Genomic DNA, 13,924 nt, shown 5'->3' on the forward strand with positions numbered 1-13,924 from the left:
TATCTCGCTGAAGTCTGCCCGATGAGTCAACGCCGTGTTCGTCCCCCGCCAGCACACCCGGAATTGCTGCTGCTCCTGGGCAGCGGCCTGACCGTCGTCCTGATCGTCATCATCGTCGCGGCCTTACTGGTTCGCGAACATGCCAGTACGCTGCAGGCGGCTACGCGCTCGACCACGAACATTGCCCAACTGATCAACGCCGATGCGCTGCGTAACGTCGAGCTCTACGACCTGGCTCTCAAGGGGCTGATTGCGGCCAGGCAGCGCGAGGACCTGGCCAAGGTCGATGCGAACATTCAGCATCTGCTGCAGTTTGACTTGGCAACCGCCGCGCCCTTCAAGGGTGAAGTGCTGATGCTCGATGCCAATGGCACGGTGATCGCCGACTCGTCGACCCTGCAACCCACCGCGCGCAATTTTGCCGACCGCGACTATTTCCAGGCCCATGTGAATAACCCTCAAGCCGGGCTGTTTATCAGCCGGCCGTTCAGGGTGCACTGCGAGTGCGATCAGGTCTGGCGCATGGCCTTCAGCCGCCGCGTATCAGGCCCCAATGGCGAGTTTACCGGGGTGGCGGTGGCGACCATGCGCCTGGCGTACTTCGACCAGTTGTTCAATACCCTCACCATCGGCAACGGCAGCAGCGTCAATCTGCTCAACAATCGCGGCATTCTACTGGCCCAGCAACCGTTGCTCGAACGCGACATGATCGACAAGGACCTGAGCGAACGCCCGAACTTCAAGCGCATCCTGCGCGAAGGCAGCGGCAGCTTTCAGGCCGTCTCGGCCATCACCGGCAAGGAACGGCTGTATACATTCACCACCGTGGGCGACCTGCCGCTGATTGTGGTGGTGGCGTTGTCCCGCGAAGATGTGTTCGCCCCTTGGAAACGCGCCGCGCTGCTCACCAGCGGTGCCACCGGCATTCTGTGCGTCGGTTTGCTGTGGCTGACCTGGATGCTGCGTCGCGAGCTGCGACGTCGCTATCGCGCGGAGCGAGTGCTGTCAGAACTGGCAGCCACCGACCCCCTGACCGGCCTGGCCAACCGCCGCGTCCTGGACGAACGCCTGCGCCAGGAATGGGACCGCGCCCAACGCTCGACCGAAGCGCTGACCCTGCTGATGATTGACGTAGACCACTTCAAAGCCTTCAACGACCGCCACGGTCACAGCGGCGGCGACGAGGCCTTGCGCGCCGTGGCCCAGGTCATCGGCGACAATATCCGCCGCCCGGCTGACCTCGCGGCGCGCTACGGCGGTGAAGAATTCGCGGTGGTGCTGCCCCATACCGACGCCAAGGGCGCGATGGTCATCGCCGAGCACATCCGCAGCAGCGTCGAACGCTTGCCACGGGCGGCAGGCAGCGAAGGGCCGATTACCGTGAGTATCGGCATGAGTACCTGGGACAAACGCAACCGCCAATCCCTGGAAGCGCTGCTGCTTAGTGCGGACCAGGCGTTGTATGAGGCCAAGCATGGCGGACGTAATCGTATAGTCGATGCAATCCGCCATTGAGACGATCGCGCGCAGTGAGCGCAGAAAGCTTTATCGACGTCCGTAGAGTATTGGCTGACTCACTTACAATTTACCTGTCTTATCATCTTTTTTGACGGCCGCCTCCATGTAGCTATCCGAGAAAAAGTGCCTCGCAACTTTTATCTCAGGACGATACAAGCCGTTAATCAACTTATTCATATGTTCTTCCCCTGTGCCCGCCAGCAGACGTTTACTTGATTCCGGCGGTAACTTGCGCAGATCCTTGATAATCGACAGTCCGATTCCCGCTTTCATGTCATCCCCGGAAAATACGGTCTGGAAAGGTTCCAGCTTTCGCCTGGAAATATCCTTAAATTCGCCTTGCGTCAGCGGTTCGATATGTCGTTCAAGATACGGTGTTTGCGCAAACCTCATTTCTACCAAACTCACCCACGCAGCATCCTTGAACGCCGGGCTTTCAAAGTCAAAACGAAAGGTAGTTCCGCCAAAACGACTGCTTGGTTTTTTTGGCTCGCCTCCCGCTTCCAAGGCAAAAAATACAAAATCGTCATTGCCGAGAATCTTAATATCTTCTTGGGGAGAGTTCTCCGTGTTAAAAATGATATTACGATCAATCAATTTTTGACGTGAAAACAAGCCGACGCTACCATCGTCGCGTTTTACCGGAGCTCCAGTACTATGCGTCGCATATAACGAACTTTCGAAATAGTTATTCAAAAATTGCTTCTCATCCGGAGTTAGTTCACCCAACTCATTTCGAAGATTGCGCAGGTTAGTCTTAGAAAGGCCATCGACATAAGTTTTTTCCGAAGAGACAGGAACGGTGTTCCATAGCGTTCCATTTTTTATCATCCGCTCGTGGGACTTCCCGCTGATAAATTGGCGTATTCCTTTGGTTATCTGGCGAGCGGCTACATCTTCATTCATGGTAGGCCGGTCGCTTGATGAATAAGGTTTAGCGATACCGTTACCGATTCCCACGTCTGCTTTCGCAAACACACGTTCTATATGATTACCCTGCAAAACGCCTTCATTTCCGGCGTGTTTAGCATAATCAATCAAACCAGGGGTCTTGATCTGGCTGATACTAGGCATAGTGAGCACCACTGAGACGAAGGAATTGATGATGGGCCGGGGCAGGTATAACCCGAGCTGAATTCAGAGTGCGTGTGTCAAACATATATGAACTTTCCAAAACCCAATCGATAAGGGCATTCAACTTCTCGCTAAGTCGTTTAGGCGACACATCACCCTCTACAATATGGCTCATTGCCAACAGCGCTGTGGATGCACTATTGAATCCGACCACAGGGATATGTTCGTGCAAGAAACCCATCTGACGTTCAAATAGCAAGCGGTACCAGCTGTCCATTTCCAAACCATCTATCGCAACATGGGGAAATTCGCAAATCAGGCTGATACATCCTTGAGCCCGATTATCATAAATCGCCAACTTCATGCCTTCTATCTTCATTTGGCACATCTGGCACTCATCAAACTTAAGATCAGGCAGACCAATCTGATCACCGAACAGCTTTAAAACAGCGTCATTTTTTTTCATACTCTACAAACTCCAGCCAAAGCACGAAACTCATAGCGTACAACCCACTGCGCCAATAATGCCGAGTAACTACCGACAAAAATATCGATACCAACAGCCTTGAAAATAGAAAACATAGTCATAACTCCGAAACTGGCCAACATCATTATCAGAGCATCCATGCCAAGCTTCGGAGGAAACACTACACTAGGAACTCTCAAATTCCGACTCAGGAAAAATGTAAAATCTTTGCCAGAAAATTCTATAACGCTGAATGGAACGTATCCTTTCTGAATAACCACCCAGGTTTTTACGAGACGAAAAAAAGGCCACCCGAGGGCAGCCTTTAAAAACTAAAGAAAGAGAGTTGTTACTTACACCGCCGCAACGGGACGCATGTAAGAGATCGGTGCGGTGCTGGCATCTTCGAAGGTCACGACTTCCCAAGCATCTGTCTGCTCAATCAACTTGCGCAGCAGCTGGTTGTTAAGGGCGTGGCCCGACTTGAAGCCTTTGAACTCGCCTATCAGGCTATTGCCCAGCAGGTAGAGGTCACCGATTGCATCGAGGATCTTGTGCTTCACGAATTCGTCTTCATAGCGAAGGCCGTCTTCGTTCAGTACACCATCCGCGTCGACCACGATGGCGTTTTCAACGCTGCCGCCGAGTGCGAGGTTGTGCTTGCGCAGGTACTCGATGTCACTCATGAAACCAAAGGTACGGGCGCGGCTGACTTCTTTTACGAACGAAGTGCTGGAAAAATCCACGCTTGCACTTTGGGTGCGGTCACGGAATACCGGGTGATCGAAATCGATCTCAAAGCTCACTTTAAAGCCTTCGAACGGGACGAAGGTGGCGCGCTTGTCGCCGTCTTCTACTGTCACTTCCCGCAGAATGCGAATGAACTTCTTGGCTGCGTCCTGTTCTTCCAGGCCGGCAGATTGAATCAGGAATACGAAGGGTCCAGCGCTGCCATCCATGATCGGGACTTCGGACGCGGAGAGCTCGACGTAGGCGTTATCGATGCCCAAACCGGCCATGGCCGAGAGCAAGTGCTCCACCGTGTCCACTTTGACGTCACCGTTGACCAATGTGGTCGACATAGTGGTTTCGCCAACGTTTTCCGCGCGAGCAGGTATCTGCACCACAGGGTCCAGGTCGGCACGCACAAACACGATGCCGGTGTCGACAGGTGCAGGCTTGAGGGTCAGGTAGACCTTTTCCCCGGAGTGCAGACCTACACCTGTGGCACGAATAATATTCTTCAGGGTGCGTTGTTTAATCATGGCTTGGACCGCTTCAGCGCAAATTGCGAACTGGTATCAACAAAGGCTGGCGATAATAGCAGACCAGACCTTTGCTGAACACCAATCACCTTCATAGCCCTGATACATTCCATTAATCGGCCTGACGACGCAGGAATGCCGGGATGTCCAGGTAGTCCAGGTCATCTTGCGGATTCGGGCTACGGGACGCTGCAGCACCGGCCTGAGCCTGGTTGCGCATCACAGTCGGACGATCCAGGTCGCGGTAGTTCACCGACGGCAGCTCCTGACGCGCAGGGGCTGGAGCGGCGGTGGCCTGACTGGCCTGGCTACCGTGCAGGGTATTGTCGATCACCTTCACAGGCTTCTCGATCTTGGCACCCAGGCCGGTGGCAACTACGGTGACATGCAGCTCATCGCGCATATCCGGATCGATAACGGTACCGACCTTGACCATGGCGTGCTCGGAAGCGAAGGCTTCGATGATGCTACCCACGTCGGAGTACTCACCCAGGGACAGGTCAGGACCGGCGGTGATGTTCACCAGAATGCCGCGTGCGCCTTGCAGGTTCACGTCTTCGAGCAGCGGGTTGCGGATGGCCGCTTCGGTGGCTTCGCGTGCACGGTTCGGACCGCTGGCGCAGCCGGTACCCATCATCGCCATGCCCATTTCGCTCATCACGGTACGTACGTCGGCAAAGTCGACGTTGATCATGCCTGGGCGCTTGATGATGTCGGAGATACCGCGAACGGCACCGGCCAGTACGTCGTCAGCCTTGGCGAAGGCGGACAGCAGGCTCGCGTCCTTGCCCAGGATGGTCAGCAGCTTCTCGTTGGGAATGGTGATCAACGAGTCGACGCTTTCAGACAGCAGACGGATACCTTCGTCGGCGATCTGCATGCGCTTGCGGCCTTCGAACGGGAACGGACGGGTCACAACTGCAACCGTCAGAATCCCCATTTCCTTGGCCACTTCGGCAATGATCGGCGCTGCACCGGTACCGGTACCGCCGCCCATGCCAGTGGTGATGAACACCATGTTGGTGCCCTGCAGCACTTCGGCAATACGCTCGCGGTCTTCCAGGGCGGCTTGACGGCCGACTTCCGGATTGGCGCCGGCGCCGAGGCCTTTGGTCACCGCGGTGCCCAATTGCAGGATGGTGCGCGCGCCAATGCTTTTCAGCGCCTGGGCATCAGTGTTGGCGCAGATGAATTCAACGCCTTCAATGTTGCTCTTGACCATATGGTTGACAGCGTTGCCGCCGCCACCGCCGACACCGATCACTTTGATGACCGGGCTGGCGGGGATGTTGTCTACGAGTTCGAACATGTTCCCTCTCCTTTCATTTTCTCTAGTTTTTTCGCCTACTGCTTTACAGCAGCTCCAAGTTGCAAGCCATGAGCTGCAAACTTGAAGCTTGTAACTTGTCGCTTGAAGCCAACTTCGTCAGAAGTTCCCTTTTACCCAAGCCTGCAACCGCTCGAACAACGGCGCCTTGGCCTCGTCGTCGCTGCGATAGCTGTCTCGGTTGCTCGGGCCCGACAGGGAAATGCCGTCGGTCTGCTTTTGCAGTCCGTACAACAGCAAGCCCACACCGGTGGAATAAATCGGGTTGCGCACCACGTCGCCCAGGCCCTTCACGCCATGAGGCACGCCCAGACGCACCGGCATATGGAAGATTTCCTCGGCCAGTTCGACCGCGCCTTCCATCTTCGAGGTGCCACCGGTCAGCACGATGCCGGCCGGGATCAAATCTTCGTAGCCGCTGCGGCGCAGCTCAGCCTGGATCAGGGTGAACAGTTCGTCGTAGCGTGGCTCGACCACTTCGGCCAGGGCCTGGCGCGACAGTTCGCGCGGTGGACGATCGCCCACGCTCGGCACCTTGATGGTTTCGCCGGCGCCGGCCAGTTTGGCCAGGGCGCAGGCGTAACGGATCTTGATTTCTTCGGCGTACTGAGTCGGCGTGCGCAGTGCCATGGCAATGTCGTTGGTGACCTGGTCGCCGGCAATCGGGATCACGGCCGTGTGACGGATCGCACCTTCGGTGAAGATCGCGATATCGGTGGTGCCGCCGCCGATATCCACCAGGCAGACGCCCAGTTCTTTTTCGTCGTCGGTCAGCACCGAGTAGGCCGAGGCCAGTTGCTCGAGGATGATGTCATCGATTTCCAGGCCGCAACGGCGCACGCACTTCTCGATATTCTGCGCGGCGTTGACCGCACAAGTCACCACATGGACCTTGGCTTCCAGACGTACGCCCGACATGCCCAGCGGCTCGCGAACGCCTTCCTGGTTATCGATCACGTAATCCTGCGGCAGGGTGTGCAGCACGCGCTGGTCAGCCGGGATCGCCACGGCCTGGGCGGCATCAAGCACGCGTTCCAGGTCGGCCGAGCTGACTTCGCGGTCGCGGATCGCCACGATGCCGTGGGAGTTCAGGCTGCGGATATGGTTGCCGGCCACGCCGACGAACGCCGAGTGGATTCGGCAACCGGCCATCAGCTGCGCTTCTTCGATGGCGCGCTGGATCGATTGCACGGTGGACTCGATGTTGACCACCACGCCCTTCTTCAGGCCCCGGGACGGATGCGTGCCAATACCGACGATTTCGATCGCGCCGTCTTCCCCGACCTCGCCCACCAGCGCCACCACCTTGGAGGTGCCGATATCGAGACCGACGATCATTTTGCCGCTTTGCACGTTTGCCATGGGTCCTGCCTCTTCTTAATTCTTCGCGACAGCGGGTTGCGCTGCCGTGGGCGCAGCCGGTTCACGCCAGCCGACGGCAAGGCCGTTGGCGTAACGCAGGTCGACGCTCGCAATGTTCGTAATCTGTTCTTTCAAGGTTTTGTCGTAGATGGCAATAAAGCGGCGCATCTTCTCCACCAAGCGGTCGCGTCCCAGCAACAACTGGATGCCCGGGCCGGAACTGCCTGCCCCGGTTGTCAAAAACCAGCTGCCCCGTTCACGCAGTTCCAGGCGCGCAATGGAGAAGCCCAGTGGCCGCAGCATCTGGCTCAAGGCCTGGTACTGCTGCATCACTTGCTGCTGCGCCCGCTGCGGCCCGAACAGCTGCGGCAGGTGCTCGTAGTTGGCCAGCTCACGCGGGGTGAACGCCTGGCCCTGGTTGTTCAACAGCGCCTCGTCGCCCCAACGGGCCACCGGCAGTTGTTCTTCCAGGCGGATCGTCACCTGGTCAGGCCATACACGCCGCACTTCGGCATGAGCGATCCAAGGCATCTGCTCCAGCTCCCGGCGCATGCCGGCCAGGTCAATGGTGAAGAAGCTTGCCGCCAGGAACGGACCGATGCGCTGCTGCACCGCCTGCTGGCTGATGTAGCTCAGGTCGCCCTGCACGCTGATTTTGGTAATCGGGCGGTCGGCGTATGGCAATAGACGCTGCGCGCCTTCGTAAGTGCCGAAGCCCAACACCACCAGCAACACCGGCCAGAACAGCGCCTTGAGGAAACCGAAATTGGCTTTCGGCAGGCGCGCCGACATCGGCTCTTTAGCCACCATGCGACTGGCACCCCGGGGCACCGGCTTGCGGCTCGGTGCGTGTGGGGGCTGATGACGAAGCGATGCGCCTTTCATGGAGTTAGCCTCTTGGCTCAATACTGGCGGCCAGGATAGCCAGCACCAACTGCTGGAAATCCAGGCCGGCGGCACGGGCGGCCATCGGTACCAGGCTGTGGTCGGTCATCCCCGGTGCGGTGTTGACTTCAAGAAACCAGAAGTTGCCCTGGTCATCCTGCATCACGTCTGCCCGCGCCCAACCGGCGATACCGAGCGCCTCACAGGCTTTCGCCGTGAGGTCCATCAATTCCTGTTCTTTGGTTGCGTCGAGGCCGCACGGAATCCGGTACTGCGTATCGCAAGCCACGTACTTGGCGTCGTAGTCGTAAAACGTGTGGGGCGTGCCCAGGGCGATGGGCGGCAATACCTGGCCACGCAGGGTGGCGATGGTGTACTCGGGACCGGAAATCCACTGTTCCACCAACACTTGCGAATCGTAGGTACTTGCCGCTTTCCATGCGTCGATCAATTCGGCGGCCGAGTTCACTTTAGCCATGCCGATACTGGAGCCTTCATGGGCAGGTTTGACGATCAAAGGCAGGCCCAGTTCCTTGGCTGCAGAAATACAATCGTCTTCGCTGCACAGAACACTGTGACGCGGGGTGGGAATACCCAGGCTGTGCCATACCTGCTTGGTGCGCAGTTTGTCCATCGCCAGCGCCGAGGCCAGGATGCCGCTGCCGGTATAAGGAATACCGGCGCACTCCAACAGGCCCTGCATGCTGCCGTCTTCACCGCCGCGGCCGTGCAGGATGATAAAGGCGCGGTCGATTTTTTCCGCTTGCAGACGCGCGAGGAAATCATCGCCCACGTCGATCCCGAACGCATTCACGCCGGCACTTTGCAGCGCGTCGAGCACGGCGTTGCCGGACTTGAGCGACACTTCGCGCTCGGCGCTCTTGCCGCCGAACAATACGGCCACGCGGCCGAAGTCGGCTGGCGCGATTGTCGAAAACAGGGAGCCGTAGTCAGCAGTCATTTCGACGCTCCCTTCTTGGCGGCTGCAAACAGCGGGCTCGCCAGCAACTTAGGCGCAAGGCCGCCGATATCACCGGCGCCCTGGCACAGCAGGATATCGCCGGCACGCAGCAGCGGCTTGACGATCGGCGCCAGGTCCACGCCACGCTCGATATAGATAGGGTCCAACTGGCCCCGCTGACGGATGCTGTTGCACAGCTTGCGGCTGTCGGCGCCCGGGATCGGCTCTTCACCGGCCGGGTAAACCTCCATCAGCAGCAGCACGTTGGCATCGGCCAGCACATTGACGAAATCGTCGTACAGGTCGCGAGTACGGCTGTAGCGGTGCGGTTGGTAGACCATCACCAGGCGGCGCTCCGGCCAGCCGCCGCGCACGGCCTTGATCACGGCGGCAACTTCGGTCGGGTGATGCCCGTAGTCGTCCACCAGCATCACGTCGCCACCGTCTACCGGCAGTTGCCCGTAGACCTGGAAGCGTCGGCCCACACCGGCAAAGCGCGACAGCCCTTCGACGATGGCTTCATCGCTGACGCCTTCATCGGAAGCGATGCAAATGGTTGCCAGGGAGTTCAATACGTTGTGGTTGCCCGGCATGTTCACCGACACGTCCAACGGCTCACGATCCGGACGCAGCACGGTGAAATAGGTCTGCATGCCTTCCTGACGCACATTGATCGCACGCACGTCGGCGTCTTCGCTGAAACCGTAGGTGACGGTCGGACGCTTGACCAGCGGCAGGATTTCGCGCACCACCGGATCGTCCAGGCACACCACCGCCAGCCCGTAGAACGGCAGGTTGTGCAGGAACTCGACGAAGGTTTTCTTCAATTTGTTGAAGTCGCCGTCGTAGGTCGCCATGTGGTCGGCGTCGATGTTGGTGACCACGGCCACCAACGGCTGCAGGTGCAGGAAGCTGGCATCGCTTTCGTCGGCTTCGGCGATCAGGTAGCGGCTGGTGCCCAGCTGTGCATTGGTGCCGGCTGCATTCAGGCGGCCACCGATCACGAACGTCGGGTCCAGGCCACCGGCGGCGAACACCGAGGCGATCAGGCTGGTGGTCGTGGTCTTGCCATGGGTACCGGCGACGGCGATGCCGTGGCGGTAGCGCATCAGCTCGGCGAGCATCTCGGCACGTGGCACCACCGGAATACGGCGCTCAAGGGCGGTTGCCACTTCCGGGTTGGAGGTGTTCACGGCGCTGGACACCACCAGCACGTCGGCCTCGGCGGCGTTCTCGGCACGGTGGCCGATAAAGATCTGCGCGCCGAAGGACTTGAGGCGGTCGGTGACCAGGGATTCTTTCAAGTCCGAACCGGATACCTGATAGCCCAGGTTAAGCAACACTTCGGCAATGCCGCACATGCCCACGCCGCCGATACCGACGAAGTGGATGCGACGGATGCGGCGCATTTCCGGCTGTGGCATGGCTTTCTGATTCTCAACCATGGGCCACCTCCAGGCAGATATCGACCACGGTGCGGGTTGCTTCAGGTTTGGCCAGGCGGCTTGCGGTGCTCGCCATGCTGTTGAGTCGTTCCGGTTGCATCAAAACCTCGGTCAGGCGTGCGGCCAAATCGGCGGCGCCAGTCGTTCTTTGCGGCAGCAGGAAGGCAGCGCCCTCCCCGGCCAAATATTCGGCGTTGCGGGTCTGGTGATCGTCGATCGCATGGGGCAAAGGCACCAGCAAGGACGGCAGACCGGCGGCGGCCAGTTCACTGACGGTCAGCGCGCCAGCGCGACAGACCACCAGGTCGGCCCAGCCATAGGCTTGGGCCATGTCTTTGATGAAAGGCTGTACGTTGGCCTCCACACCGGCTTCGCGGTAACGCGCAGCGGTGACTTCATCGTGGTTTTTGCCGGCCTGGTGGAAGATCTCCGGACGCAGGTCCAACGGCAGTTGCGCCACGGCTTCGGGCAGCAATTTGTTCAGCGGTTCAGCGCCCAGGCTTCCGCCCAGGATCAACAGGTGCGCCTTGCGCCCGGCCAATGCAGCGCGGGCGATGCCCATGAACAATTCGGTGCGCACCGGGTTGCCGGTGGTGCGACGTTTGCTCGACAAGCCAAAGGTGTTCGGGAACGCTTCACACACCCGCGCGGCCAGCGGCACCAACAGACGGTTGGCGGTGCCGGCCACGGCATTCTGTTCGTGCACGATCACCGGCACACCGGCCAGCCTGGCCGCAACGCCGCCGGGGCCGGTCACGTAACCGCCAAAGCCGAGCACACACACTGGCTTCAACTCACGAATGACCTTGCGCGCCTGCCACACCGCTTTGAGCAACACAAACGGCGCCTTGAGCAGCGACAACTTGCCCTTGCCACGCAGGCCGGTGACGTTGATCAGGTGCAGCGGTAATTCGGCGTTTGGCACCAGTTCATTCTCGATGCCGCGCGGCGTACCCAGCCAGTGCACGCTGTAGCCACGGTTCTGGAATTCCCGCGCACACGCCAGCGCCGGGAACACGTGCCCCCCGGTGCCGCCTGCCATGATCAGCACATTAGCGCCCATGGGTCGGCTCCTCGGCGAAGTCGCTTTCGCTGAATTCCATCTCTTCGCTGCCCAGGTGGGTGCGACTCTCCCACTCGATGCGCAGCAACAGGCCCAGGCAGATGCAGCAAATCACCAACGAACTGCCACCGTAACTGAGGAATGGCAGGGTCAGCCCCTTGGTCGGCAGACGCCCGACATTCACTCCGACGTTGATAAGGAACTGACCGATCCAAAGGAATGCCAGCCCGTAAGCCACGTAGGCGGCAAAGAACTGCTTGGCTTTCTCGGCCCATAGGCCTATGTAAAGGGCCCTCACGCAGACGAACACAAAGAGCGCTACCGTGCACAGCGAGCCCACGACACCCAGCTCTTCGGCAAGCACCGAGAATACGAAGTCAGTATGGGCTTCAGGCAGGTAGAACTGTTTCTGCACGCTGTTGCCCAGCCCGACACCGAACCAGCCGCCTCGACCAAAAGCAATCAGCGCCTGGGTCAACTGGTAACCGGCACCAAACTGATCGGACCAGGGATCGGTGAAGGTAATCAAGCGTGCCATCCGATAGGGTTGCGCCAGAACCAGCAGATAAACCGCAACAACCGCCAGCACCACCATCAACGCGAATCGCAACAGCCCAACACCGCCAAGAAACAGCATCGCCGCCGCCGCGCCCATCATTACTACCGTTGCGCCAAAATCCGGCTCCATCAGCAACAGACCGGCCATGGGTAGCAGCACGATGAATGGCTTGAAGAACCCCATCCAACTCTCGCGCACTTCCTTCTGACGTCGCACCAGATAGCCAGCCAGGTAGATCACCACGAACACCTTGGCGATTTCCGATGGCTGCACGTTGAACGCGCCGAAACCGATCCAGCGCATCGAGCCGTTCACCTCGCGACCGATGCCCGGCAGGATCACCATCACCAGCAAGCCGAACGCGCCGATCAGCATCAACCAGCCCAGGCGCTGCCAAGTGGCGATGGGGATCATCATGGTCACAATGCAGGAACCGATACCGATCAGCAGATACACCAGGTGACGGATCATCATGTACAGCGTATTGCCCGATTGCACGGCAGCCACTTCGGAAGAGGCCGAGGTAATCATCACCAGGCCCAGGCCCAGCAGCGCCAGACCGGCGGCGAGCATTGCGAAGTCAAGGTCGATACCGCGCCCGGTAATAATCGGCGACGGGTACGGCTTGATGATGTTTCTCAGGTTCAGATTCATGCCAAGGCCTCCACGGCGCGAGCGAACAGCTGGCCGCGCTCTTCGTAGTTCTTGAACATGTCCAGGCTGGCACAGGCCGGCGACAGCAGTACGGCGTCACCGGGTTGGGCAAGGGTTTTGCCTTGCATCACGGCTTCGTCCAGGGAGGCCACGCGAACCTGCGGCACCGCGTCACCGAGGGCGGCGGCGATCAGCTCCGCATCACGCCCCATCAACACCACCGCGCGGCAATGTACGGCGACCGGCGCCTTGAGATCCTTGAAGTCGGCGCCCTTGCCGTCGCCACCGGCGATCAGCACCAGCTTGCCGTCGATATCGGCGCCAAGGCCTTCGATGGCCGCCAGCGCGGCGCCCACATTGGTGGCCTTGGAATCGTTGTAATAGCTCACGCCATCCAGGTCACGCACCCATTGGCAGCGGTGCTCAAGCCCGGCGAACGTGCGCAGGGTCGACAGCATCGCATCGAACGGCAAGCCGACGGCATGCCCCAAGGCCAGGGCCGCGAGGGCGTTTGACTGGTTGTGGGCGCCACGTATTTTCAACTCGCGCACCGGCATCAGGTTCTGGAATTCGAAGGCCAGGTATTTCTCGCCGTTCTCTTCGCGAATGCCGAAAGCCTTGAAGTCCGGTTTGCCCAGGCCGAAGGTCCAGCACGGCAGGCCCTCGCCCATCAGCGGACGGCTCAAGGCATCCTGACGGTTGACCACCACTTGCCTGGCACCGCGGAAAATCCGGTGCTTGGCCAGGTGATACGCCGGCAGGCCGCTGTAGCGGTCCATGTGGTCTTCACTCACGTTCAACACAGTGGCCACTTCGGCGCCGAGGTCGTGGGTGGTCTCCAGCTGGAAGCTCGACAGTTCCATCACGTACAGCTCGACATCATCGCTGAGCAGGTCGAGCGCCGGGGTGCCGAGGTTGCCACCCACGGCCACGCGCTTGCCGGCCGCAGCCGCCATGTCGCCGACCAGGGTGGTCACGGTGCTTTTGGCATTGGAGCCGCTGATGGCCACGATCGGCGCCTTGGCATTGCGCGCAAACAGGTCGATGTCGCCTGACAGCTTCACGCCACGGGCCGCGGCGGCTTGCAGGGCCGGCGTGGACAAGGCCAGGCCGGGGCTCACATAGAGCTCGTCGGCACGGCACAGAAACTCGACATCCAGCTCGCCACAACGCACTTCCACGTGCGGGTAGTCACGGCGCAGCGTGACCAGCTCCGGTGGATTTTCCCGCGTATCGGCCACGGCGAACGACGTGCCGCGGTTCGCCAGGAAGCGAACCAGGGACATGCCGCTCTTGCCGAGGCCGACAACGATGCGGAAGTGGTCTGAAGCGATCAGGGACACTC

General features: G+C 59.6%; 12 protein-coding genes. 1 reads left to right on the forward strand and 11 read right to left on the reverse strand.

Translation table 11 applies throughout. The annotated features are described in order from the left end of the window. The first annotated feature begins 21 nt into the window (after positions 1-21). The gene (locus tag QRN10_RS03125) at positions 22-1,515 is read left to right on the forward strand and encodes a GGDEF domain-containing protein (RefSeq protein ID WP_266247982.1); all 1,494 of its coding nucleotides are present in this window, start codon (positions 22-24) and stop codon (positions 1,513-1,515) included. 63 nt (positions 1,516-1,578) lie between these two features. On the opposite strand, the gene QRN10_RS03130 is transcribed toward QRN10_RS03125, so the two are convergent. The 11 genes from QRN10_RS03130 to murD form a co-directional block, all read right to left on the reverse strand. After that, a complete protein-coding gene (locus QRN10_RS03130; RefSeq protein ID WP_285427830.1) occupies positions 1,579-2,592 on the reverse strand; it encodes a hypothetical protein in 1,014 nt (337 codons plus the stop codon). Beyond that, positions 2,585-3,058 carry a type III secretion system chaperone gene (locus tag QRN10_RS03135; RefSeq protein WP_266247978.1) on the reverse strand — a complete coding sequence of 158 codons (474 nt, stop codon included), beginning with the start codon at positions 3,056-3,058 and terminating at the stop codon, positions 2,585-2,587. Before QRN10_RS03135 ends, QRN10_RS03130 begins: the two co-directional genes overlap by 8 nt. 353 nt (positions 3,059-3,411) lie before the next feature. After that, positions 3,412-4,323, reverse strand: a complete 912-nt coding sequence (lpxC, locus tag QRN10_RS03140) for a UDP-3-O-acyl-N-acetylglucosamine deacetylase (RefSeq protein ID WP_003171886.1) — start codon at positions 4,321-4,323, stop codon at positions 3,412-3,414. Between the two features lie 112 nt (positions 4,324-4,435). Beyond that, positions 4,436-5,632 (reverse strand): cell division protein FtsZ, encoded by a 1,197-nt coding sequence (gene ftsZ, locus QRN10_RS03145; protein ID WP_266247976.1) that lies wholly within the window; start codon positions 5,630-5,632, stop codon positions 4,436-4,438. Positions 5,633-5,749: 117 nt separating this feature from the next. Beyond that, positions 5,750-7,012 carry a cell division protein FtsA gene (gene ftsA, locus QRN10_RS03150; RefSeq protein WP_253510525.1) on the reverse strand — a complete coding sequence of 421 codons (1,263 nt, stop codon included), beginning with the start codon at positions 7,010-7,012 and terminating at the stop codon, positions 5,750-5,752. A gap of 15 nt (positions 7,013-7,027) precedes the next feature. Next, a complete protein-coding gene (locus QRN10_RS03155) occupies positions 7,028-7,897 on the reverse strand; it encodes a cell division protein FtsQ/DivIB (protein WP_181078548.1) in 870 nt (289 codons plus the stop codon). Between the two features lie 4 nt (positions 7,898-7,901). Beyond that, on the reverse strand, positions 7,902-8,858 hold the full coding sequence (locus tag QRN10_RS03160; protein ID WP_181078550.1) for a D-alanine--D-alanine ligase: 957 nt from the start codon (positions 8,856-8,858) through the stop codon (positions 7,902-7,904). After that, positions 8,855-10,303, reverse strand: a complete 1,449-nt coding sequence (murC, locus tag QRN10_RS03165) for a UDP-N-acetylmuramate--L-alanine ligase (RefSeq protein WP_181078552.1) — start codon at positions 10,301-10,303, stop codon at positions 8,855-8,857. The genes QRN10_RS03160 and murC overlap by 4 nt, the downstream gene beginning before the upstream one ends. Continuing rightward, positions 10,296-11,366: an undecaprenyldiphospho-muramoylpentapeptide beta-N-acetylglucosaminyltransferase gene (gene murG, locus QRN10_RS03170; RefSeq protein WP_285427831.1), complete on the reverse strand. Its 1,071-nt coding sequence runs from the start codon at positions 11,364-11,366 to the stop codon at positions 10,296-10,298. The genes murC and murG overlap by 8 nt, the downstream gene beginning before the upstream one ends. Continuing rightward, positions 11,356-12,579, reverse strand: a complete 1,224-nt coding sequence (gene ftsW, locus QRN10_RS03175; protein ID WP_370694743.1) for a putative lipid II flippase FtsW — start codon at positions 12,577-12,579, stop codon at positions 11,356-11,358. Before ftsW ends, murG begins: the two co-directional genes overlap by 11 nt. Further along, complete coding sequence (gene murD / locus QRN10_RS03180; protein ID WP_253510521.1) at positions 12,576-13,922, reverse strand: UDP-N-acetylmuramoyl-L-alanine--D-glutamate ligase; 1,347 nt, start codon at positions 13,920-13,922, stop codon at positions 12,576-12,578. The genes ftsW and murD overlap by 4 nt, the downstream gene beginning before the upstream one ends. Between the last annotated feature and the right edge of the window lie 2 nt (positions 13,923-13,924).

Origin of the sequence: Pseudomonas sp. lyk4-R2A-8 (assembly GCF_030209095.1) — a bacterium.
Taxonomy (GTDB): domain Bacteria; phylum Pseudomonadota; class Gammaproteobacteria; order Pseudomonadales; family Pseudomonadaceae; genus Aquipseudomonas; species Aquipseudomonas quebecensis.

Bases quoted from the DNA above. Each gene is read 5' to 3' on its own strand.
- QRN10_RS03125 (WP_266247982.1), top strand. From the start codon at position 22: ATGAGTCAACGCCGTGTTCGTCCCCCGCCAGCACACCCGGAATTGCTG.
- QRN10_RS03130 (WP_285427830.1), bottom strand. From the start codon at position 2,592: ATGCCTAGTATCAGCCAGATCAAGACCCCTGGTTTGATTGATTATGCT.
- QRN10_RS03135 (WP_266247978.1), bottom strand. From the start codon at position 3,058: ATGAAAAAAAATGACGCTGTTTTAAAGCTGTTCGGTGATCAGATTGGT.
- lpxC (WP_003171886.1), bottom strand. From the start codon at position 4,323: ATGATTAAACAACGCACCCTGAAGAATATTATTCGTGCCACAGGTGTA.
- ftsZ (WP_266247976.1), bottom strand. From the start codon at position 5,632: ATGTTCGAACTCGTAGACAACATCCCCGCCAGCCCGGTCATCAAAGTG.
- ftsA (WP_253510525.1), bottom strand. From the start codon at position 7,012: ATGGCAAACGTGCAAAGCGGCAAAATGATCGTCGGTCTCGATATCGGC.
- QRN10_RS03155 (WP_181078548.1), bottom strand. From the start codon at position 7,897: ATGAAAGGCGCATCGCTTCGTCATCAGCCCCCACACGCACCGAGCCGC.
- QRN10_RS03160 (WP_181078550.1), bottom strand. From the start codon at position 8,858: ATGACTGCTGACTACGGCTCCCTGTTTTCGACAATCGCGCCAGCCGAC.
- murC (WP_181078552.1), bottom strand. From the start codon at position 10,303: ATGGTTGAGAATCAGAAAGCCATGCCACAGCCGGAAATGCGCCGCATC.
- murG (WP_285427831.1), bottom strand. From the start codon at position 11,366: ATGGGCGCTAATGTGCTGATCATGGCAGGCGGCACCGGGGGGCACGTG.
- ftsW (WP_370694743.1), bottom strand. From the start codon at position 12,579: ATGAATCTGAACCTGAGAAACATCATCAAGCCGTACCCGTCGCCGATT.